Source organism: Coprobacillus cateniformis, from assembly GCF_009767585.1.
GTDB classification, from domain to species: domain Bacteria; phylum Bacillota_I; class Bacilli_A; order Erysipelotrichales; family Coprobacillaceae; genus Coprobacillus; species Coprobacillus cateniformis.
The window spans coordinates 1792276-1816487 of record NZ_WSNW01000001.1; the positions used below are offsets into that span (position 1 = coordinate 1792276).

Consider the following 24212-nt stretch of genomic DNA (forward strand, 5'->3'; position numbering starts at 1 on the left):
GCAGAACTCAAATAACATGTTTTTGACATGTTGTTTGAGTTTTTTTTCTAGAAAGGAGGTCATTATATGAAAGTTAGCCAAATATTGAATAATAATGTGGCAGTTGTCAAACGTGGATCACAAGAGGTTATTGTTTATTCAAAAGGAATTTCTTTTAAAAAGCGACCAGGAGATTCCATTGAACTTAGTGAAATAGATAAGACATATGTATTAGATTCACATGATAAATTAGAACATTTTAGTTATTTATTAACAAATACAAAAGAAGAATATCTTCAGATTGTCAATCAAGTGATAGATTATGGTGAAACTCTTCTAGAAGAAAAAATGTCTGATTATCTTTATCTTACTCTCTTAGATCATGTTGATTTTACAATCAAGAGAATGAAAAAAGGTCAATTTATGAGAAGTCCACTATCTTATGAAGTAAAGAAGTTTTATCCAAAGCATTATCAGATAGGCATATATGGGATTAAACTCATTAAAGAAAAACTCAAACTAGATTGTCCAGAAGATGAAGCTGTAGCGATTACCTTACATTTCATTAATATTCAGACACATAATAACATGGAAGAATCGATGTTGATTATGGATACTGTTAAAGATCTATTAGCAATTATTAAATATCATTTCCATACAACGTTTGATGAAGATTCAATGAATTATATGCGATTAGTCACTCATATTCAATATTTTGCCCAAAGATTAGTACATAAAGATTTCTTTGTGGAGACAGATAATGAATTGTATAATCACATCTATAAAATGTATCCACAATCCTATCATTGTGTACAAAAGATGAAACAATATGTTTACAAGGTATTTCAATGTGAATTGTCACAAGATGAAGAAGCATATTTGATATTGCATATTCATCGTGTGACATACCGAGACAAATAGGAGGATTATTATGAATTATAAGAATTTATGTGAAAAGATTATCTATCTTGTTGGTGGAAAAGATAATATACAGAATGTTGTCCATTGTGTCACAAGACTCCGTTTCACTTTAACTGATCAAAGTCTTGCTGATATAGATAAAATTCTAGAATTAAAAGAAGTGATCGATGTTATAGCTAATGAAGCAGTCTTTCAAATTGTGATTGGTCCACAAGTTATGGATGTTTATAAAGATTTCATGAAATTATTAGGAGATGGTGTTTCTCAAGATGTAACTGTGAAAAAGAATATCTGGCGTTCTGTTTTAGATTTGATGTCAGAGTCTATGTCACCGATTCTACAGCCTTTAATGGCAGCTGGTATGTTAGCAGGTGTTTTATCTATTTTGAGTTTAACAGGTATTATATCAGCAGAAAGCTCAACTTATATGATTATAGATTCGTTACGTAATGCTATATTTTATTTCCTGCCTGTATTTATGGCAATGTCATGTGCTAAAAAACTCAATGCGAATCCTTACTTAGCAGTTGCATTAGCAGTTACACTTTTATCAACAGGTATTAATGGTGTGGAGGGGCTTAATCTCTTTGGTATTCCTTTGCCCACTATTACTTATTCTAATTCATTTTTTCCTATTATATTAGCAGTTTGGCTAATGGGAAATGTTGATAAAGTTTTATCTCGTATTATTCCTAATGCAATAACTTATTTCTTTAAACCTGTTTTAACATTATTAATATGCCTGCCAGTAACTCTATTGTTATTTGGACCAATGGGAACTTGGTTAGGTGATGGCATTAATCTCATTTGTCAATTTTTAATGAGTACAGTTGGTAATTGGATAGTTGTTGCATTATATGCTGCTTTACAACCATTCTTGATTATGTTTGGTGCTGCAAATTTTGTTATGCCAGTTTTAATGAATTTCTTAACAACTCAAGGTTATGATCCTATTTTCTTAGTCGGGTCTTTGATTTCTGATGCAGCAGTTGGTGGAGCGTTATTAGGTTATTTTTTAAGATCAAAGAATTCGCAACAAAAGCAACTTTTTGGAACAACAGCATTTAGTGCATTTATGAATATTACTGAACCAGGTATTTATGGTGTCTTTGTCAAGTTCCGTCGTCCATTTTTTGCAGTTATGATTGGTGGTGGACTAGGTGGAATGTTTGCAGGGCTTATGGGTGTAAAGGGTTATTCTTTTGCTGGATTAGTCTCTTTAACAGCGTGGATAGGAGATGGAGACTATCGTAATTTCTATTGTGCTATTATAGCAGTTGTGATTGCTATTATTGGAGCGGGGATTGCCTCTTATTTTTTAGGAATCCCAGATACAGATGAAGAGAATTCAGTTCAAAATAAAAAAAGAAATTTAGAAATACATGCACCTGTTGAAGGGAAAGTTATTTCTCTTACTGATGTTGAGGATAAAGCTTTTGCAAGTGAGGCACTTGGAAAAGGAATTGCATTCATGCCAGAAGAAGATATGATTTATGCACCAGTGAGTGGAGAGGTTGTGACTTTATTTCCAACACAACATGCAATTGGATTGAAGACCGATTATGGAATAGAAGTTCTTATTCATATAGGTATCGACACTGTAGAATTGAATGGAAAATATTTTAAATCTTTTATCAAACAGGGAGATCATGTTCATATTGGTCAGGAAATGATACATTTTGATCGTGAAGCTATTTCAAAAGAAGGATTTGATAATACAGTGATTATGGTCATTACAAATTCTCATGATTATTTAGATATTGTTCCTACAAATGAAAATCAGTTGAGTTTAAATCAATCATGTTTAACGGTGGTGCTATCATGAAAAAGTTTATGTGGGGTGGCAGCATTTCAGCTCATCAGAGTGAAGGCGGTTATCAGGAAGGTGGGAAAGGTCCAGCTATTATGGATTATGTCAGTTTTGGCAGCCATCAGCAAATGCGACAAGTCTATGATGAAATAAAAGAAGATGTGATTTATCCAAATCATACAGGTATAGATTTTTATCATAGATATAAAGAAGATATTGCTTTATTTGCTGAAATGGGATTTCAAGCATTAAGAATCTCGATAGACTGGTCAAGAATATATCCTCAAGGAGATGATGAATATCCTAATCAGGAAGGGTTGGATTTTTATCATTGTGTTATTGATGAATTATTAAAATATCATATAGAACCAATTGTAACTTTGTATCATTTTGAAATGCCATTGAATATTGTGAAAAAATATCAGTCATGGTATAATCGAAAAACTGTTGATTTATATGTTAGATTTTGTCAGACTGTGATAACATCTTTGAATAATAAGGTACATTATTGGATTACTTTTAATGAAACAAATCATTTAGATTTAAAAGGAAAATATTCTAATTTATTTACATATATCCTCACGGGATTAAAACCATCAGAATTTGATAATATTCACGAATTTGAGGCAAGACTTTCTTATCATATGTCGCTTGCAAGTACAAAAGTTGTTGAACTTGCACACCAGATTAATCCTCAAAATAAAGTTGGATGCGTCTTTGGAATAACCCCTTTTTATCCTAAAACTTGTCATCCTTTAGATGTTATGAGAGCATTTCAGGATATGAATCAAGACTTATACCAACTTGATGCTATGACAATGGGATACTTTCCTCAATATAAGTTAGCAGAATTTCAAGAGAAAGGTGTCTTTATTGAAATTTCAAGTGAAGATAAGTTAGCTTTTGCAAAAGGAAAGATCGATTTTATTGGGATTAACTATTATTGTACAGAAGTGAGTTCTCATATAGAAATTGATGAGGAAAAAGCATTATTTGGTGGATATAGTAATCCTTATTTAGAGAAAACAGCTTGGGATTTAACAATTGATCCAGTTGGGTTAAGATATCTTCTCAATTATTTAGATAGGAAATATCATTTACCAATATTGATTACAGAGAATGGGATTGGTTTAGAAGATGAGATAATTGATGGAAAAATCCATGACCAGGTGAGAGTCGATTATCTTCAAAAACATATTGACCAAATTCAAAAAGCAATAGAGAAAGATTATGTTGATTGTATTGGTTATTTGATGTGGGGACCAATAGATTTAGTAAGTGCAACAAGTGGAGAAATGAAAAAAAGATATGGATTTATTTATGTAGACAAAAATGATGATGGAACAGGTTCGTATCAGCGTATAAAAAAAGACTCTTTTTACTGGTTTAAAGAGTTCTTAAAGAGCAAGGAGTATGAATGAGGTTTACAATAAGATGTATTAATGATACAATAAACAAAGATAGTGAGGTGGAAGACATGCATATTAATAATCAACAATATTCAAATTCATATCATGATGCATGGCTTACACAGGAACAATATTAACCAGTTTTTCTTACAAGGGATGAGTGCGTCCAAAATAGGGGAACTGTCAATACAATAATAAACAAAGGTTCCATTTTTATTGTGGAATCTTTTTTTGTTCCCCAGAAGAGAAAAGGGGATTTATCATGAAAAAGAATTTATATTTAAATTATATATTTGAATTTTTACTTAATTTGAAACTCACAACATTACTTTGGCCAACATTTTTAATTATGAAAGGATTTACTCTTATTGATGTTGGAATATGTGAAAGTATTTTCCATATCACATCAATGTTAGGAGAAATGCCAACAGGAATTATTAGTGATTTATATGGAAGACGATTGAGTCGATTGCTAGGAAGACTTATTGATATTATATCCATTATTGTTTTAATTATAGGACAATCAGAATGGATGATGTATTTATCATTTATATTGTCTGCATTATCATATAATTTAGAATCAGGTACTGATAGTGCTTATGTTTATGATCTTTTAATGGAAACTCATGAACAAGATACTTTTCCTAAGATACAGGGAAGAAGAGAAATTGTGATTCAAATGGCAACCTTATTAGCAACAACAATTGGTGGAATCATTGCAGGATTGAGTTATCAATTGACATATGGCTTATCTATACTTGTTGTGATAATATCTATTTTTGTTTTGATGCAGATGAAAGAGATTCGAAATCAGCATTATGTCAAAACTCATATTCTAAATGATATGAAACAACAAGTCATTATGAGTTATCAGCTTATTAAAGAAGATCATCAAATCTTTTATTTGATTTTAAGTACATCACTTTTTTCAGCATCATTAACAACATGTTATTATTACTTAACAAATTACTGGACTGAGTTAGGTATAAAGATATCATCTATTTCTATCTTTTTATCATTAGAAAATGTTGCTGCTATGATTGCAGGAACGTTGGCTTATAGAATTCTAAAACATTATTCACAAAAAAAGTTACTCTTAATTCTACCATTAGGAATTGTTATTTCTATGATTGGAATACCTTTTTATCCTATTTCTATTTTAGCAATATGTGTGATGGCATTCTTTGAAACAATACTGTATATAGCTATGACGACTTTTTTAAATGAAAAGGTTGAAAGTCACTTAAGAGCAACACTCTTATCTGTCTTATCTTTAGGATTTAGTTTAGTTATGATTATTTATTTTCCATTAGTTGGATTGATTGGTGAATTTTTTGGATTAAAGATTGCTTATATCACTTTATTTGTTGTAGTTAGTGTTATTTATATAGTTTATCAATATGTTATTCGAAAGCAATATGAAAAAATTTCCTAAAGAAAATATTCTGGGAGATGAAAAATATTTTAGAGTTTAGATATTTGAGTTTTCATTTAAAATTCTTGTAAAATAAGAGTATGCAACTGTTAGGTGCGAAACTGACAAGTGAGCTATGTCGTATGCAACAACTCAATTTGATAAAATAAAGGAGTCAGGAGGATTAGAAAATGAAACTGAATGAGAAATTATTGCAATTAAGAAAAGAAAGAGGTCTATCTCAACAACAGCTAGCAGAACAATTAGATGTATCAAGACAATCTGTATCCAAATGGGAATTAAACGAAAGTATACCAGATATACAAAATATAGTGGCTATGAGTGAATTGTTTCATGTAAGTACTGATTATCTGTTAAAAGATGAAATGGAGAAGAATCAGGCTGATGATAATCGTATTGATATTATCCTCGTTGTTTCTACACTCATTATTTTTTTAGGACTTGTTTTAGCTTATACGTTATGGAATTATTATCAAAATTCAATATGTTTATACAGGTATTAGGTATTATACTCTTTGAGGTCTTTGCAATACCATTGCATAAACAATCATATCAGAAAACATTTTTTAGTATCAATATTTGGTTGTTAACACTTATACCTATTCGCTATTTTATTGAATATACAGTGACATTTCAGCATCTTTATAACATATTATATCAACTGATTGATAATAGAATAGGAACTATTCTAATCTTTTATCTACCAATAATTATTTCTCTAGTTATAAGTACACTCATCTTTTACTTTATAAGAACTTCATTTTTTGAAAATGATAAATAAAATCAATATCCTTCAAAGAAAAAAGGACAATAATTGTCCTCTAATCAAAAGTTACATATTCATTATCTAATGGTGGTACGACTTTTAAGTCGTCCACTTTTAATATACAAACTTCTCCACCAATATCCAAATCAAATTCTAGAACAATCTTTCCAGTGACTTGAATCCATTCATCAGGAATAAGTTGTTTTGCTGCTGGGTGTTCACAAACCATTCCAATAAGCGAAGTATCTTCTTCACAACAAACCATTGCCAATCGCCCAATAACGAAACCATCTTCAAGTTGTTTATCACGTCCAATAAATTTGCCTTTTAGCGTAACTGTTTTACCAGCATATTTATCAGGATGATCTAAAGCATCCATACAAAAGATACCAAAATCATGATCCAGGACAATAAGTTCATCACCAGAGATATCAAATGGCAATTCATCATCATCTAAAGTGTTCACTGTTCCGTCATCTTTCTCATAAATAATCTGACAAGTTGAGTTTATTGCCTTAATGTTGTTTCTCAAGAAAGATTTTTTAATAGAATTATCAATTCTATTAAATATTAATAAATCAGTATGTACAACATGTTGAAATAATAAAGAACGCATGTTTTGAATATATAAGCTAAATGTTTGTGCATTAATAGTTGTTAAAACTTGAACAACTTCCCACCCATCAGGAAGACTACAAGCCAATAAGCGATTCACATTAAACATTCCATTGAGTTCAATAAGAACTTGAGTTGGATTGTATTTGTTTCTTAAGTCTTCAAAATATTCATATGTCCATTGATCTTCATTCGTAACATAAACAATATCACAATTTAAAGTTTCAATTTCTTCTTGATTATATCCAACTTCACCTTGTTCACTTACAATTAATAATGATTTTTCACCCTCACAAAAATCAGTTGAAGTTATTGTATCATTGATAAAAGTTGTTTTTCCACTATCTAAAAATCCAGTAAATAAATATATACGTGTCTTCATTATTCAACTCCAAACAATTCACTAATTTTATCTTCCAATAAATCCTTACCAATGACACAAATACGTCCAGTGTAATCAGCAGGACCAACGCGAACTTCATATTCACCAGGCACTAAGTCAAAATGTAACCATGTTTTTTCAGGAGTTTGTAAAATTCCTTTTGCACGAAGAATACTTCCAAATTGAGATGAAGATGACAAAGTTTTCAAAATGGTTTCTAATTGATCTTGTGTGTATGTATGAATGGTTTCTCTACCCATGCTTGTAAAGACTTCATCAGCATGATGATGTCCATGTTCATGGTGGTGTCCACATTCACATTCATGACTATGTTCATGATGGTGGTCTTCATGACAGCATTCATGTTCATGATGGTGCTCTTCATCATGGTGATGTCCACATACTGGGCATATTTCTACTTCTTTGAGGAGAACTTGTTGTAAAGAATCTTTGTTTTCTAAGGCATTCATAATTGTATCTCCAGTTAAATCATCCCAAGGTGTTGTAATGATATTGGCTTTTGTGTTGAATGTCTTAATGATTTGAATATCTTCTTCTAGCTTATGCTGATCAACATCTTGAGTACGACTCAATATAATTGTTGAAGCATATTCAATTTGATTATTAAAGAATTCACCAAAGTTTAATGAATAGGTCTTGCATTTTTTCGCATCAATTACAGCAATAAAGCTGTTTAATTGCAGTTTATCATCATGGACATTGATAACTGCTTGAATAACATCAGATAATTTGCCAACACCAGATGGTTCAATAATAATGCGATCTGGATGATAATCTTTCACAACTTTTTCTAACGCTTCACTGAAATCTCCAACCAGAGAACAACAAATACATCCAGAGTTCATTTCAGTAATTTCAATACCAGCCTCTTTAAGAAAAGAGCCATCAATACCAATTTCACCAAACTCATTTTCAATTAACACAACTTTTTCATGGCTTAAGTTTTCTTTGATTAACTTTTTAATTAATGTTGTTTTTCCTGCACCAAGAAAACCAGATATAATATCAACTTTACTCATAATATGACCTTCTTTCTCTTCGTATTATAACACTCATATTTTTGACAAGCAAATAAAACGTATACAAGATAAATGTATGACATATCTTGACAATAGGTTCATATAGTATTATAGTTAGTATGCTAATTATTAGCATACTAACAAAAGAGGTGAATTTATGCAGATACCACTCTATATTTTATTATTTAAAACATTTCATGCTCAAAGAAAGAAAAATCGTGCTCAAATGTATGAAATGAATTTAGCACCTGGACAGCCAAAAGTCTTACGCTATATTTCTACAAATGATGATTGTAAATTAAAAGATATTGCTGAAGCTTGTGATGTAGAACCAGCTACAGTGAGTAAGATTTTAAATGGTCTAGAAGAAAAAAATATGTTAACACGTCAGATTAATCCACACAATAAACGTGCTTATCAATTAAGAATTACACCACTTGGACAAGAGGCTTTAAAAAAATGGGATATTCATTGTAGGGAAGTAGAGGCTATTTCTCTGCAAGGTTTTAGTGCTCAAGAAAAAGAACAATTTAAAGACTATTTGTCAAGAATGTATATGAATTTAGCAGGAAAAGAATTAGAATAGGGGGAATTTTTATGCTAAAACGTTTGTTTCCTTATGCACAAAAACATCGTAAATACTTGATGCTAGCATGTGCATGTGTCATTTTGGAGACAGTTTTTGAGTTGGTTATTCCAACATTAATGGCAGATATTATAGATATTGGTGTTGCAAATAGTGACAAAGGATATATTTTATGGAAAGGTGCCCAAATGATTATCTGTGCTTTATTAGCACTGATTTTAGGAATAATGTATGCTCGTTTTGCTGCAACAGCTGGACAAGGATTTGGAGCAGAACTTAGAAAAGATGAATTTGAAAGAGTTCAGAATTTCTCATTTGCAAATACTGATCATTTTTCAACGTCATCTTTAATTACTCGTTTAACAAGTGATGTGACAATTCTACAGACAGCAATTAGTAATGGAATTCGACCACTTGTACGTGCTCCAGTTATGTTATTAATGGCATTGTTTTTTACTTTTACAATTAATCCAGAATTGACTATGGTGTTTGTTGTAGTGACACCAATATTGGCTTGCGGACTTTTTGTGATTGTTAGGAAAGTAGGACCGTTATATCGATTAATGCAAGCAAGCATTGATCAAATCAATACAGTTGTGCAAGAAAATTTAAATGCTATAAGAGTCGTTAAATCTTATGTAAGAGAAGGGTATGAGGAAGAAAAATTTAAAAAAATGAATATTGCATTAAGAGATAACAGTGAACATGCATTTAGAACATCAGTTTGGAATATGCCACTATTTCAATATGTAATGTATACAACAATTATCTGCATTCTTTTCTTTGGAGGACAGATGATTTTTGAAGGAGTCATGAAAGTTGGAGAGTTAACAGGTTTTTTAAGTTATGTCATGCAAATTTTAAACTCTTTGATGATGATTTCAGCAGTTTTTTTAATGTTAACACGTTCTATTGCCAGTTGTGAACGTATTATAGAAGTATTGGATGAAGTTCCTGATATTCATGATCCGCAAAATAAAGATTTGATTGTTAATAGTGGTGATATTACATTTCACCATGTTTATTTTAAATATAAGACAACAGCTAAAGAATATGTTTTAAGTAATATTGATATGCATATTCCAGCAGGTTCAACAATTGGTATTTTAGGTGGAACTGGTTCAGCCAAAACGAGTCTTGTTCAACTTATTCCTAGACTATATGATGTTAGTGAAGGAGAAGTTCTCATAGATGGTCATAATGTAAAAGAGTATTCTATAGAACATTTAAGAGATAGTGTAGGAATGGTTTTACAAAAAAATGTTCTATTTAGTGGCACAATTAGAGAAAATCTTTTATGGGGTAATGAACATGCTACAGACGAAGATATTGATTGGGCTTGTCATGTCGCTAGTGTAGATGAATTTATTCATCAATTTCCAAAAGGGTATGAAACTGATTTAGGACAAGGAGGAGTCAATGTTTCAGGAGGACAAAAACAACGTTTATGTATTGCAAGAGCGTTATTAAAGCATCCAAAGGTTTTAATTTTAGATGATTCAACAAGTGCTGTAGATACAGCGACTGAAGCAAATATTCGTGAAGGTCTTGCAACTCTTAAAGAAACAACAAAGTTGATTATTGCCCAACGAGTATCCTCAATTCAACATGCTGATCAAATCATTATCCTTGATGATGGACATATCAATGCGATTGGAACACATGATGAACTTTTAAAGAATAATAGTATCTATCAAGATATTTACTATTCTCAAATGGAAGGAGCTGGTTTATAATGGCAAGACAAATAACGAACGCTAAGCCTAGAGATATGATGAAAACACTCAGTTCTTTTAAAAAATATATGGGGAATCACAAATATGCATTATTAAGTGTTTCATTATTAGTTATCATGAGTACTGGAGTTAATTTATGGGGAACCTTTCAAATTCGTACAATAGTTAATCATTATATTCTTCCTAGAGACTTTCAGGGGTTAATATCATTTCTTATTTTCATGGCTTGTATTTATGCAATAGGGGCAACTTCTACGGCAATATATAAACAACTCATGGTTCATACCTCTCAAAAAATAGTTGAAGAAATGAGACAGGATTTATTTTGTAAAATGCAAAAGTTACCATTACGATACTTTGATAGCAATGCACACGGGAACATTATGAGTCATTTTACAAATGACTTAGATACTGTTCAGGATGCTTTAAATAATTGTTTTGATAATTTGATTCAAAGTTTTATTATGATTGTTGGAACACTAATATTAATTTTTATTTTAAATTGGCAACTCTCATTAATTGTATTAGGTTGCATGATTGTTATGTATTTTATTATTCAATATTTAAGTCATCGTAGTAAGTATTATTTTACTCATCAACAGGCAGCTATGGGTCAACTTAATGGATTTATTGAAGAAATGGTTGATGGTGTTAAAGTGGTTAAAGTCTTTAATCATGAACAAAAAAATATAGATGAATTTAATAAGCGAAATCAAGCGTTGCAATATGCTTCAACAGAAGCATTAACTTACTCAGGAAGAACAATACCAACAGTTGTCAGTATTTCTTATTTTAACTATGCAGTTGTTGCTTGTGTGGGAGGTTTCTTTACTATAGCTGGTATGATGGACTTGGGAAGTTTATCATCATATTTGATTTTTGTAAGGCAGACTGCACAACCAGTTAATCAATTTACACAGCAGTTAAACTTTGTGTTAGCTGCTATGGCAGGTGCAGAGAGAATATTCGAAATGATGAATGAAATAGAAGAAGTTGATGAAGGACAAGTGACTTTAACACGTGTTAGAGAACGTAATGATGTTTTATATGAATGTCAGGAACATACTGGATTATGGGCATGGCGTCATCCTCGACCAGATGGTAGTGTAGAACTTGTTCCATTAAAAGGGGACGTCCGTTTTCATGATGTTGTGTTTGGCTATGATTCTGAGGTCACAATCTTAAAAGATATCAATCTTTTTGCGAAGCCCGGACAAAAGATTGCTTTTGTTGGAAGTACTGGAGCAGGAAAAACAACAATTACAAACCTAATTAATCGCTTTTATGATATTCATAGTGGGAGTATTACTTATGATGGAATTGACATTAAACTTATCAAGAAGAACGATTTAAGGAAATCTATTTCTATAGTGTTACAAGATACGCATTTATTTACAGGGACAATAGCTGATAATATTCGTTATGGAAAACTTGATGCAACTATGGATGAAGTTATAGAGGCAGCAAAGTTGGCGAATGCTCATAGTTTTATCAAACGTTTACCAAATGGCTATGAGACTATGTTAACAGGTGATGGAGCAAACTTATCACAAGGTCAACGTCAGTTATTAGCCATTGCACGTGCAGCTATTGCTAATCCACCAGTTCTCATCTTAGATGAAGCGACAAGTTCAATAGATACAAGAACTGAAAAGCTTATTGAAAAAGGTATGGACAGACTCATGGAAAACCGTACTGTTTTTGTAATTGCTCATCGATTATCAACAGTCAGAAACTCTAATGCTATTATGGTATTGGATCATGGTCAAATTATTGAACGTGGCAGTCATGATGAACTGATTGAACAAAGAGGAAGATATTATCAATTGTATACCGGTCAGTTTGAATTAGATTAAAAAGAACTGTAACGAAATAACTAGTAGTTATTTTGTTCAGTTTCTTTTTGTTTTGTAACTCTATAGACGAAAAAAATATATATTGGATGGATCATGGTCAGGATACTTTAGTATGCTGAAATATAATGTGGGGCAGTGTGAATCATCATCACAAAAGTGCCATAAATGTGGATATATGAATAAGAGGATAAAAGAATTAAGCAATAGGGAGTGGGGGTGTATGCAATGTCAGATAAGAGAGATGTTAATTCAATACTTTCATGTTCCTTGCTAACTTTTGTTTATTATTCATCACAAATTTGAATTTCTTAAAATTTCTTTAATTCAAGTATATAGATTTTTGAAAAGAAGTTAAGAGTAAAAAATGATTCATTTAAATCAAACAATGCTTCCTGATGATTTGACAAGTCATTTCCTTTTATTTTATATTATTCTTATTTTATCAACAGAAAATGATACAACCTATTAGTATACGTCACCAATATACCAGTTGTAAATGAGTATTGGAAAAATTATAATAAAATTGAATTTATAAAATGTTATGAAAGTGACTGAAGTATAATGGATAAACAAAAAATATTAATTGTAGATGATTCAGAAATGAATAGAGATCTACTCGTTGAAATTCTTAAAAATCAGTATGATATTGTAGAAGCAAATAATGGTGCTGAAGCAATTACAATTCTTTCACAGCAAAGAAAAGACTTTTCACTATTACTGTTAGATATTTTTATGCCTGAAATGGATGGATTTGAAGTTTTAACTTATATAAACAAATATCATTGGGATGATAACCTTGCTGTTATTATGATTTCTGCTGATAATTCTCCTTCTAATATTAAGCGTGCTTATGATTTGGGGGCATTTGATTATATCAGTCGACCCTTTGATTCAACAATTGTCCATCGTCGTATTTCAAATACAATGCTTCTATATGCGAGACAGCATTATCTTGAAAAGATTATAACACAACAGTTTCATGAACAGGAAAAAAATAACAAACTGATGATTTCAATTTTATCTCATATTGTTGAATTCCGTAATGGTGAAAGCGGTCTACACATATTACGTGTTAATGCCATTACTAATCTTTTATTAAAAAAGCTGATACAACAAACTGATCAATATGTTTTATCTGAGACAGATATTGCTTTAATTAGTACAGCATCATCTCTCCACGATATTGGAAAGATATCAATATCAAGTTCTATTTTGAATAAACCTGCTCGTTTGACTGATCAAGAGTTTGAAGTTATTAAAACCCATCCTATAATTGGAGCAAAAATGTTGCAGGACTTACCTACTGAACAACAAGAATCTCCCCTTGTTAGTGTTGCCTATGAAATATGTCGATGGCATCATGAGAGATATGATGGTAGTGGATATCCTGATGGATTAAAAGGAGATGAAATTCCAATAGCAGCACAAGTCGTTGCTTTAGCAGATGTTTATGATGCATTAACAACAGAAAGATGTTATAAAGAAGCTTATTCACATAATCAAGCACTAAAAATGATCTTAAGGGGTGAATGTGGGGCTTTTAATCCTATTCTTTTACAATGTTTAATAAATATTTCAGATATGCTTGAAACTGAATTGAAAAATGTAGCAAAGATTCAGCCAACACCTCAAAATATTAGAAATATGATTGAAAAGAAAAATATTAATGGAATCCTTGATAGAAATAAAGATCCCTTATCATACGAAAAAACATTGCATTTGTTATACACTGATCCTCTAACTGGAGTATACAATCGTCGATATTATGATGAACATTTTGTCAATCAACAAGATATTGAAAATATGGTTGTCATCGATATTGATAATTTCAAATCTATAAATGATTCTTATGGCCATTATGTTGGAGATTGTGTTATACAAAAAATAGCAAAAACAATAGTATCATGTGTCCGAAAGATAGATACTGTCATTCGCTATGGTGGAGATGAATTCATTATTATATTCTGTTGTATTCCATCTGATTTATTTAAGAAACGATTAAAGATTATACGTACTTCAGTAAATATGCTAGAATTTGATGAATGTCCAAACATTTGTGTATCAATAAGTATGGGTGGGATTTATAAAACGGATAATCCAATAAAACTATTTAAAATTGCTGATGATTTTATGTATAAAGCAAAAAATAAAAAAAATAAAGGAATCGTGGCTATTTATGATGACAAAAAAATTATGAGAGAAAGTGAGGAAATATAATATGAACCTAAGAGAATGTTATATGAAGCTTGATGGAAATTATGATGAGGTCGTTCAGAGATTACAAAATGAGTATATAGTGGAGAAATTTATGTTCAAGTTTTTAAAAGATAAAAGTTTTAATTTCTTAAAAATTTCTATCCAGAATGAAAACTATGAAGATGCACATCGCTATGTTCACACTATCAAAGGAATTTGTCAAAATCTTTCATTTTCTAAGTTATATGAAAGCAGTCATCAAATGACAAATGAATTCAAAAATAATAATTATAAAAAAGCCCTTGATTTAATGCCCCAATTATCAAAAGACTATTATCAAATAATTGATGCTATTAATGAATATCAAATGTTTAAGGAGAAGTAACAAGAATGGGTAGCATTAAAACAAATAATCATATAACTCGCTTTCTTACTCGTAGTTTTATTTTGCTTATTCTGTTTAGCACAATTATATTTTTCTTGTTAGGGGTATTCATGAACCAAAAAAGTAATGAAAGTATATATAAAATAGGCGAAATTTATATGTCTAGCATGAATAAAGAAATCTCTAAAAACTTTGAAAACGTTATTAAATTACGTTTTGAGCAAGTGGCAGGTATTGTTTCTACGGTTTCAAAAGAAAACAATGATTTACAAGAAATCTATGAAGAATTGGCTTATAGGGCAGAAATCAGAGGATTTGAACATTTATCAATATGTGCTAGCGATGGTACTTTTGAAACAATTTATGGAAAAGCAATATCTCCTAATAATCCATTGCCTTTCGTAGATGCCTTAAAAAATGGTCAGCAACGAGTTGCTGTTGGTACTGATGCTAATGGGAATGAACTTGTTTTGTTTGGGATTAATGCTGATTATCCTATGCAAAACAATAAAAAATGTACTGGTTTAGTGGTAGCTATTTCTTTGAAGTATATCACAGAATTTCTTTCTTTGGATAATGAAGGGGATGAGACATATTATCATATTATTAGATCCGATGGTAGTTTTGTTATTCGTAACTCTAACACTGACTTATGGGAGTCATTTGATGTAATCCAAAAGCAACACAATTTTGAAAAAGTTGATTCATCAAAAAAAACTCTTCTTGAAGGACTTGATAAAGCACTTCAAAATAATAAAGATTATACAAAAATGATTAAAATTAATGGTCAATATCATCAAGTTTATGTCACATCTTTACCTTATTCTGAATGGCATTTAGTCGCAGTTATGCCGTTTGAAATGTTAGGATTTATCATAGATGATCTAGGTATCCAACGTGTTGGCACGACAGTACTTGCTTGTGCTGCTATATTGATTCTTTTTATACTCATTTTCCAACGCTTTTTCGTTATGACAAAATTACAATTGCAAGAATTGGAGAAAGCACGTGAAACCGCTATAGAAGCGAATAAGGCCAAAAGTGAATTTTTAGCAAATATGAGTCATGATATCCGCACACCTATGAATGCTATTGTAGGAATGACAGCAATAGCAACAGCACATATAGATAATCAAGAACAAGTTAAAAACTGTTTGAAAAAAATCACACTATCAAGTAAGCATTTATTAGGACTCATAAATGATGTTTTAGACATGTCTAAAATTGAAAGTGGTAAGTTATCTTTAACTATGGAAGCAATTTCATTGAAAGAGGTTGTTGAAGGTATTATCATTATTATGCAACCGCAGGTAAAAGCAAAAAAACAGAAATTCGGTATACATATTGAGGATATTTCAACAGAAAATGTATGGTGTGATGGTGTCCGTTTAAATCAAGTCTTATTAAATCTTTTATCTAATGCAACTAAGTTTACACCAGATGGTGGTTCTATAGATTTCTCTCTTTTAGAAGAAGAATCTCCAAAAGGTGAGAACTATGCTCGTATTCATATCATTGTTAAGGATGACGGAATAGGTATGACTCCAGCATTTTTAGAAAAAATATATGAATCCTATAGTCGGGCAGATGGAAGGAGAATACATAAAACTGAAGGGGCCGGTTTAGGTATGGCAATCACAAAATATATTGTCGATGCAATGGAAGGAACTATTGATGTACAGAGTGAACTCGGAAAAGGAACGGAGTTTCATATCGTTTTAGATTTTGAAAAAGTATTGACGATGGAAATGGATATGGTTTTACCGCCTTGGAATATGTTGATTGTTGATGATGATAAATTATTCTGTGAGAGTGCTATAAAAACATTAGATTCTATTGGTATTAAAGCTGAATGGACATTAAGTGGAGAAGACGCTATAGATCTAGTTATTCAACATCATAAAAAAAGAAATGATTATCAAATTATCTTATTGGATTGGAAACTACCAGATATGGATGGTATTCAAATTGCTAGAGAAATTCGACATAATTTAGGAGGGGACATCCCTATTTTACTCATTTCTGCATATGATTGGAGCGAATTTGAGATAGAAGCTCGTGAAGCCGGTATTAATGGATTTATTTCAAAACCTCTATTTAAATCAACTTTATTTTATGGTTTACGCCAATATATGGGTATTGATTCAATGCAAGAGCAAGTATTGAATCAAAATATTGACATATCTGGACATCGTATCTTACTTGCCGAAGATAATGAACTTAACTGGGAAATTGCAAGAGAAATATTATCTGATATGGGTATGGAATTGGAATGGGCTGAAGATGGTGAAATATGTCTTCAGAAGTTCCAAGAATCACCAGAAGGATATTATGATGCTATTCTTATGGATATTCGTATGCCTCGTATGACAGGTTATGATGCGACTAAAGCAATTCGATCATTAGAGCGTTCAGATGCATCAGTTATTCCAATTATTGCAATGACAGCAGATGCTTTCTCTGAAGATATTGAAAAATGTTTAGAGTGCCAAATGAATGCTCATATAGCAAAACCTATTGATATTAAAGAACTCACTCGATTATTGAAGAAATATTTAATATGATGTCTGAGAAGGGATTTTATGGATTTAAACGATTAAGCTTATATATGTAATACTTACCCACTAGACAACATAAATGGAGATTTTAGATAAGTATAAAAGTTTATCATTAAAATTTAAATCTTTAACGGGGTAGTCATACCCCGTTTTATATTCATTAATAATTACAAATACATATTTTTGCAGTGAATGTCTATTATGCCAATATAATAAAGTATAATTTGCTTTTCATCAGCAATTCTATCCTGAGCTATATTCATCATATCAGCAACACTCATTTCATCATATAAGGCAAGAATTGATTGTGATTGCTAAATAATGTTTTGAATACAAATTAAATTTTTATTTTATCATTTTTATTTACAAATAGAATATATAAAAATATAATAAGCAAAAAGAAGGGGAATAAGGGGGAATAAACATGATAGATGGTCATATGCATTTAGAAAATGGTCCGCTTACAAAAGAATATGTATTAGAATTTGTTGAAGAAGCACATAAAAAAGGAATTGATAAAATTCAAATCTTAGATCATACACACCGCTTTATTGAGTTTGAACCTATTTATATGGAACTTAAGGATTATGAGGTCCAAAAAACATGGTTAGAAAATAAAAAGATGAAATTCAAGGACCATCTTGCTGATTTTGTTAATTTGATGGAAGATGTCAAGGCAATGGATTTGCCTATAAAAGTAACATATGGATTAGAAGTATGTTATGTTCCACAACATGAAGAATTCATTAGAAATATTTTATCACAATACCATTTTGATTTTCTAGTAGGGGCTATTCATTCTATCGATGGAATATTATATGATATGGGATTTTCAAAAGCTTTACTATGGGATAAATATGATGTTAATCATATTTATAAAAGATATTATGAATTGATATTTCAATTAATTGAATCTGATTTATTTACTCAACTTGCACATCCAGATACAATTAAATTATTTGAAATTTATCCAACATATGACTTAAAACCAACATATCAGAGATTATCTGAACTTTTAAATGAACATCATATGAAAGCAGAAAATAATACAGGTTGTTATTATAGGTATAATCATCCAGATAAAGGCTTGTCTGATGAACTTTTAGAAAACTTTAAAAAAAATCATGTACAATTAATTACTGCTTCTGATGCACATAAACCTGCTGATGTTGGAAGTTATATAAAGGATGCAGAAGAAAGAAATAAAATTTAGCATATATTTGATATATGCTTTTTTGTTTGCTTCAAAGTTGTTTTGCCTACAATAATGAAAGAAGGAGGTTAAAATAATGAAAGAAATGATTTATGGATATGTAAGAGTGTCTAGTAAAGATCAAAATGAAGAGAGACAAGTTATAGCAATGAGAAATTTTGGTATAGAAGATTCTCATATTATTATTGAAAAACAATCAGGTAAAGACTTTCTGAGACCAAAGTATTTAAAATTGACTAAAAAGCTAAAAACAGGAGATATATTGTTTATTAAAAGTATAGATCGTTTAGGTAGGAATTATGATGAAATTATTGAACAATGGAGAACTTTAACAAAAGAGAAACATATTAGTATAGTTGTATTGGATATGCCATTATTAGATACTAGGAAAGATCAAGATTTAATAGGAACGCTTATATCAGATATTGTTTTACAATTACTAAGTTATGTTGCACAGACAGAAAGAGAATTTATTCATCAACGGCAAGCAGAAGGTATTGCAGCAGCTAAAGCGAGAGGAGTTCATTTTGGACCAGATCGTATTCAATTGTCTCCAGAATTTATTGATTATGCATGTCTATGGCATCAAGGCCAGATTTCTTCAAGAAAAGCAGCTCAGAAATTAGGTATATCTTATCAAACGTTTTTACGGCGAGCAAAAGAAAGAGAATACCAAAAAATAATTTAATTTGTCACAAAATGTAGAATTTTTGTAACAGTAACTATAAAAACAAAATGAACCATTATATCCAAGAAAACTACTTAAATAAAGTATAACTCGCTTGTTACAGAATGTCTACAATCTGTAACAAAGGAGGTGTTTTATGAATATATATCAAAGATTTAAAGAAAGATTAATGTTCTTACTATTTCATTCTTGTCATATTTATTTATTAGAACACTTTCAAAATATTGTTATTTTCCAATATAATCCCCAGAATCACAATATATATGTTGTTCCAAGGTGTCAAAGGTATTTTAATATCACCAAACATAGATTAGAGACATCATATAATGATTTATTTGATAATATTCTTTCTGGACAAGGAGCTTGTTATGGGAGGGTTCAATTAAATCTAAATGGTTCATGGGTGATACTAGAATATCAATATATTTATAAGAATAAAAGGTTAGTACGGATAGATGGTTATATGACTGACATTGATGACATGAAACAATATGAAAGTTATCTATTAGATGTATCCCAAAAGGATGGGTTAACACATCTCTATAATAAAGTGACAGTTGAAAAAAGAATAGAGGAAAATATTCTTTTACATGGGAAAGGAACTTTATTGATGTTAGATATTGATTGCTTTAAAAAATTAAATGATCAATATGGACATTTAGAAGGTGATAAAATTCTCAAAGGATTTGCTGCTGAATTAACGAGCGTTTTTCAGAATGAAATTATAGGGAGAATTGGAGGAGATGAATTCATTGTTTATCTTAAAACAATGAAAAAAGATAATCTTATTGATAAGATAGATTATCTTTTAACTCAAGTTACATCTCAATATCAAATTATGCCTTTTTCAATAAGTATTGGTATTGTTAATTATAATGGTCAAGACACATATGAGGAATTTTTTCATAAAGCAGATATGGCTATGTATAAAGCAAAATCTATGTGTGATCAAAAATATTATTTTTATGAGTAAGATAGAACCACATGGTTCTTTTTTTTCTTATTTTGCATATTATATAAAGAATTGTTTGTAATTGTATACAATTCAAATAAAAAATAATAAAAATTTGTGTTTTTTAATAATATCACTGGACAAATTTGTTTTTATCAAATATAATAGCAACAACATTATAAAGGAGGACGTCAATATGACAGAAAAAAGAGTTTACAATTTCTCAGCAGGTCCATCAACACTACCTGTACCAGTATTAGAAAAAGTAGCTGCTCAAATGTTGAACTATAAAGATAGTGGAATGAGCGTTATGGAAATGAGCCATAGATCGTCGTCCTATTTAGAAATCTTTAATGAAACAAAGGCATTATTAAAAAAGGTATTAAATATACCAGATAACTATAAAATCTTATTTATACAAGGCGGAGCAACACAACAATTTTCAACTATTCCATTAAACTTAATGAAAAATGGAAAAGCTGATTATATTGTTACTGGAGCTTTCTCTAAAAAAAGTGCTCAAGAAGCTAAAAAATTTGGTGATATTCATATTGCTTACAATGGTGCTGATAATGGCTTTAAACATATTCCTACACAAGAGGAATTAGATTTAAGAGAAGATGCATCTTATGTTCATTTATGTTCTAATAACACAATTTTTGGAACAGAATGGAAATACGTACCAGATACAAAAGGGGTACCAGTTGTCGCTGATATGTCATCTAATATCTTGTCTAAACCAATCAATGTTGCTGATTATGGGATGATTTATGCAGGTGCACAAAAAAATATGGGTATCGCAGGATTAGGTGTAGTTATTGTAAGAGAAGATCTTATTAAGGACCATAAAGAGAATATTCCAGTTCTGATGGAATATAATACAATTGCAGATAATGATTCAATGTACAATACCCCACCAACTTTCTCAATCTATGTGCTTGGTTTAATGCTTGAATGGATTGATAGTTTAGGTGGATTAGAAGTTATGCAAAAAAGAAATGAAGAGAAAGCGAAATTATTATATGACTATTTAGATCAATCAGACTTCTATCATGTTCATAGTGATAAAGATAATCGTTCATTTATGAATGTGACATTTACTTGTCCTAATAAAGATTTGGATGCTAAATTTGTTAAAGAATCTATTGCAGCTGGAATGTCTAATTTAAAAGGACATCGTTCTGTAGGAGGAATTCGTGCATCTATCTATAATGCTATGCCATTGGATGGAGTTCAAACATTGCTTGATTTTATGAAAAAATTTGAAGAAGAGAATAAATAGGAGATATATATGTATAATATTAAATTATTAAATAAAATTTCTCCAGTTGGAGTCGGTCAATTTGATGACCAATATCTTGTTGGGGAAGATGTTGAAAAAGAAGATGGTGTATTGGTACGTTCTGCATCAATGCATGAATATGAATTGAATGATAATTTAAAAGCAATTGCAAGAGCTGGAGCAGGTGTTAATAATATACCACTTGAAAAGTGCAGCAATGAGGGGATTGTTGTCTTTAATACGCCAGGAGCGAATGCAAATGCAGTTAAAGAGTTAGTATTATGTGGACTTTTCTTATCATCACGTAAGGTAGTAGAGGGGATTGATTGGGTTAAAACTCTTAAGGGGAATGAGGATGCTGCAAAATTGGTGGAAAAGGGAAAAAGCCAGTTTGTAGGACCAGAGATAGAAGGTAGAAAATTAGGAATTATTGGTTTAGGTGCAATAGGGGTTCATGTTGCTAATGCTGCAATCAAATTGGGGATGGAAGTTTATGGATTTGATCCATATATTTCAGTTAATGCTGCATGGGGAATGAGTAAATGGGTTAAGAATGCTCAAAATGTAGAAACGATTTTTAGTGAATGTGATTATATTACATTACATGCACCTAGCACAAAAGAGACAAAAGGGATTATTAATCAAGAAAGTATTGCAATGATGAAAGATGGAGTTCGTATTTTGAACTTTGCAAGAGGGGATTTAGTCAATGCACAAGATGTTTTGACTGCTATTGATTCTGGAAAAGTTGCCAAGTATATTACTGACTTTGCAACACCAGATATCATTGATCATGAAAATGTGATTGTCATGCCACACTTGGGTGCTTCTACGCCAGAATCAGAAGATAATTGTGCCCGCATGGCAGTAAAAGAGATAAAGGATTATCTAGAAAGTGGTAATATTGTGAATTCAGTTAACTTCCCAACTATTAACGAACCACGCACGACAAAGTATCGTATTTGTTTGATTCATAAAAATGTACCAAACATGTTAGCACAATTTGCCACTCTTTTAGCTAATCAAGAAATTAACATTGAAAATATGGTAAATAAAGCTAAGGATGATTATGCTTATACAATTATTGATACAAACGATGTTGTAGGAACAAAAGAGTTTGAAAGTTTGGAAAATGTTATTAAAGTAAGAGTTGTTGAATAACGAAGTTGTGAGACAAAAGGATAGAATTTCTATCCTTTTTAAGTCTTATATGATTATTTATTTCTTTGTTCTTGGTTTAATGTTTGGTAGGAATTAATTGTAAAATATGCTAGAATAAAGAAAAAGGGGAATGATAATTGTGAAAAAAATAGGAATATTGCTAGGTATTGCTTGTTGCTTGATGGGTTGTCAAAAACAAACTGAAGTGGAGATATTGAAAGAAGCAAATTCATATACATATCAAGATCAGTTAGAATTTGAAGTTATGAAAACAGAAGTCAGTCAACAAATTGCACCCTCAAATAAAAATAAAACATATAAATATATTAAGTTATCAGATGAAAATAATATTTTTATAGATATGGTTGTTAAAACAGTTAATTTATCAAAAAATGAAATGAAGATGACAGATATATTTAATGGACAATTTGAAATCAATAAAGAATCATATCCAATGAAACATGCTATAGAAACAGTCAATTATAATCAAATGAGTACAACAGATACTTTAAAAACAAATGAAACAAGATATGTACATCTTTATTGTGAAGTTCCTAAGGAGCAAGTTAAAGAAGAAGCAAGTCTCCAATTTAAAGTTTTAGATGAGCATGAATTTCAATATACATTCACAACAGAACAACATATTGTTAATAATGATAGCAAATCATTGGGTGATATTTTAACTCTTAAGCAAACGCAAATTGCTTTAAATAATATAACACAATCGAATAAAATTGAGCCTTCTAATAAAGGTTTCTTCTACAGTTATATTCCAACTGATCATGAAGATGAAACATTTGTTATTTTACAAATTGATATTAAAAATACTACAGATAGTTCACTAGATCCAAGTGATTATATTTATTGTGAATATACAATAGGGCAAGAACAGATTAAGTCACAAATTATTATAGAAAGTGAAAATCATAAATCTGTATCAAAAACAGGAAAGATAGAGCCATTACAAACACGTACATTGTATTTGGCTATGCCTGTAAAGAATAGTGTTTTATCTGAAAAGGGGACAATACATTTATTTGTTGAAGGGAATACATTTGAGATACAGTTATAATATTGATGACTGTATCTCTTTTTTTATTTGTCATAAGATAGTTATCCTATCTTGGAGATTGATATTTTTATTGAAAAAAAGGATATAAAAAGATATAATGAACTTAAGTAAATAGGATTGTAAAGGGTGTGATTATTATAAGGATTTCATTTAGTCATGAAGTTCGTTTA

20 protein-coding genes are annotated in these 24212 nt (G+C 30.5%); 18 read left to right on the plus strand and 2 right to left on the minus strand.

All coding sequences use genetic code 11. The annotated features are described in order from the left end of the window. Positions 1-66: 66 nt before the first annotated feature. From GQF29_RS08935 to GQF29_RS08955, 6 genes are all read left to right on the plus strand, one after another. Positions 67-900, plus strand: coding sequence for a PRD domain-containing protein (locus GQF29_RS08935; protein ID WP_008788913.1), 834 nt, complete (start codon positions 67-69; stop codon positions 898-900). 10 nt (positions 901-910) lie between these two features. Next, entirely contained in the window at positions 911-2725 is a 1815-nt protein-coding gene (locus tag GQF29_RS08940) for a beta-glucoside-specific PTS transporter subunit IIABC (protein ID WP_008788912.1), read from the plus strand. Continuing rightward, a complete protein-coding gene (locus GQF29_RS08945) occupies positions 2722-4131 on the plus strand; it encodes a glycoside hydrolase family 1 protein (RefSeq protein WP_017143997.1) in 1410 nt (469 codons plus the stop codon). Before GQF29_RS08940 ends, GQF29_RS08945 begins: the two co-directional genes overlap by 4 nt. Further along, on the plus strand, positions 4128-4256 hold the full coding sequence (locus GQF29_RS18835; protein WP_017143996.1) for a hypothetical protein: 129 nt from the start codon (positions 4128-4130) through the stop codon (positions 4254-4256). Before GQF29_RS08945 ends, GQF29_RS18835 begins: the two co-directional genes overlap by 4 nt. 125 nt (positions 4257-4381) lie before the next feature. Then, on the plus strand, positions 4382-5554 hold the full coding sequence (locus GQF29_RS08950; RefSeq protein ID WP_008788910.1) for an MFS transporter: 1173 nt from the start codon (positions 4382-4384) through the stop codon (positions 5552-5554). A 170-nt stretch (positions 5555-5724) separates the two neighbouring features. Continuing rightward, a complete protein-coding gene (locus tag GQF29_RS08955) occupies positions 5725-6057 on the plus strand; it encodes a helix-turn-helix domain-containing protein (RefSeq protein WP_008788909.1) in 333 nt (110 codons plus the stop codon). A gap of 318 nt (positions 6058-6375) precedes the next feature. On the opposite strand, the gene GQF29_RS08960 is transcribed toward GQF29_RS08955, so the two are convergent. Both GQF29_RS08960 and GQF29_RS08965 read right to left on the minus strand, forming a co-directional pair. Next, entirely contained in the window at positions 6376-7317 is a 942-nt protein-coding gene (locus tag GQF29_RS08960; protein ID WP_008788908.1) for a TIGR03943 family putative permease subunit, read from the minus strand. After that, on the minus strand, positions 7317-8357 hold the full coding sequence (locus GQF29_RS08965; RefSeq protein ID WP_008788907.1) for a CobW family GTP-binding protein: 1041 nt from the start codon (positions 8355-8357) through the stop codon (positions 7317-7319). Before GQF29_RS08965 ends, GQF29_RS08960 begins: the two co-directional genes overlap by 1 nt. A 157-nt stretch (positions 8358-8514) precedes the next feature. Between GQF29_RS08965 and GQF29_RS08970 the strand changes: the two genes are divergently transcribed. The 12 genes from GQF29_RS08970 (at position 8515) to GQF29_RS09030 (ending at position 24042) form a co-directional block, all read left to right on the plus strand. Continuing rightward, positions 8515-8943 (plus strand): MarR family winged helix-turn-helix transcriptional regulator, encoded by a 429-nt coding sequence (locus GQF29_RS08970; RefSeq protein WP_008788906.1) that lies wholly within the window; start codon positions 8515-8517, stop codon positions 8941-8943. An 11-nt stretch (positions 8944-8954) separates the two neighbouring features. After that, positions 8955-10679, plus strand: coding sequence for an ABC transporter ATP-binding protein (locus tag GQF29_RS08975; RefSeq protein WP_008788905.1), 1725 nt, complete (start codon positions 8955-8957; stop codon positions 10677-10679). Then, positions 10679-12535, plus strand: a complete 1857-nt coding sequence (locus GQF29_RS08980) for an ABC transporter ATP-binding protein (protein WP_008788904.1) — start codon at positions 10679-10681, stop codon at positions 12533-12535. Before GQF29_RS08975 ends, GQF29_RS08980 begins: the two co-directional genes overlap by 1 nt. A gap of 561 nt (positions 12536-13096) precedes the next feature. Next, on the plus strand, positions 13097-14752 hold the full coding sequence (locus tag GQF29_RS08990; protein ID WP_017143994.1) for a GGDEF/HDGYP domain-containing response regulator: 1656 nt from the start codon (positions 13097-13099) through the stop codon (positions 14750-14752). A 1-nt stretch (position 14753) separates the two neighbouring features. Then, positions 14754-15116, plus strand: coding sequence for an Hpt domain-containing protein (locus GQF29_RS08995; protein WP_054325167.1), 363 nt, complete (start codon positions 14754-14756; stop codon positions 15114-15116). Positions 15117-15274: 158 nt separating this feature from the next. Then, positions 15275-17680, plus strand: coding sequence for a hybrid sensor histidine kinase/response regulator (locus tag GQF29_RS09000; RefSeq protein WP_236916411.1), 2406 nt, complete (start codon positions 15275-15277; stop codon positions 17678-17680). A 418-nt stretch (positions 17681-18098) separates the two neighbouring features. Further along, a complete protein-coding gene (locus tag GQF29_RS09005) occupies positions 18099-18887 on the plus strand; it encodes a PHP domain-containing protein (RefSeq protein WP_008788899.1) in 789 nt (262 codons plus the stop codon). A 76-nt stretch (positions 18888-18963) separates the two neighbouring features. After that, the gene (locus GQF29_RS09010) at positions 18964-19575 is read left to right on the plus strand and encodes a recombinase family protein (RefSeq protein WP_008788898.1); all 612 of its coding nucleotides are present in this window, start codon (positions 18964-18966) and stop codon (positions 19573-19575) included. A gap of 136 nt (positions 19576-19711) precedes the next feature. After that, a complete protein-coding gene (locus GQF29_RS09015; protein WP_008788897.1) occupies positions 19712-20548 on the plus strand; it encodes a GGDEF domain-containing protein in 837 nt (278 codons plus the stop codon). 175 nt (positions 20549-20723) lie between these two features. Further along, positions 20724-21809 carry a 3-phosphoserine/phosphohydroxythreonine transaminase gene (gene serC / locus GQF29_RS09020; RefSeq protein ID WP_008788896.1) on the plus strand — a complete coding sequence of 362 codons (1086 nt, stop codon included), beginning with the start codon at positions 20724-20726 and terminating at the stop codon, positions 21807-21809. A gap of 9 nt (positions 21810-21818) precedes the next feature. Further along, the gene (locus tag GQF29_RS09025; RefSeq protein WP_008788895.1) at positions 21819-22970 is read left to right on the plus strand and encodes a phosphoglycerate dehydrogenase; all 1152 of its coding nucleotides are present in this window, start codon (positions 21819-21821) and stop codon (positions 22968-22970) included. Positions 22971-23100: 130 nt separating this feature from the next. Continuing rightward, on the plus strand, positions 23101-24042 hold the full coding sequence (locus tag GQF29_RS09030; RefSeq protein WP_008788894.1) for a hypothetical protein: 942 nt from the start codon (positions 23101-23103) through the stop codon (positions 24040-24042). Positions 24043-24212 lie beyond the last annotated feature (170 nt).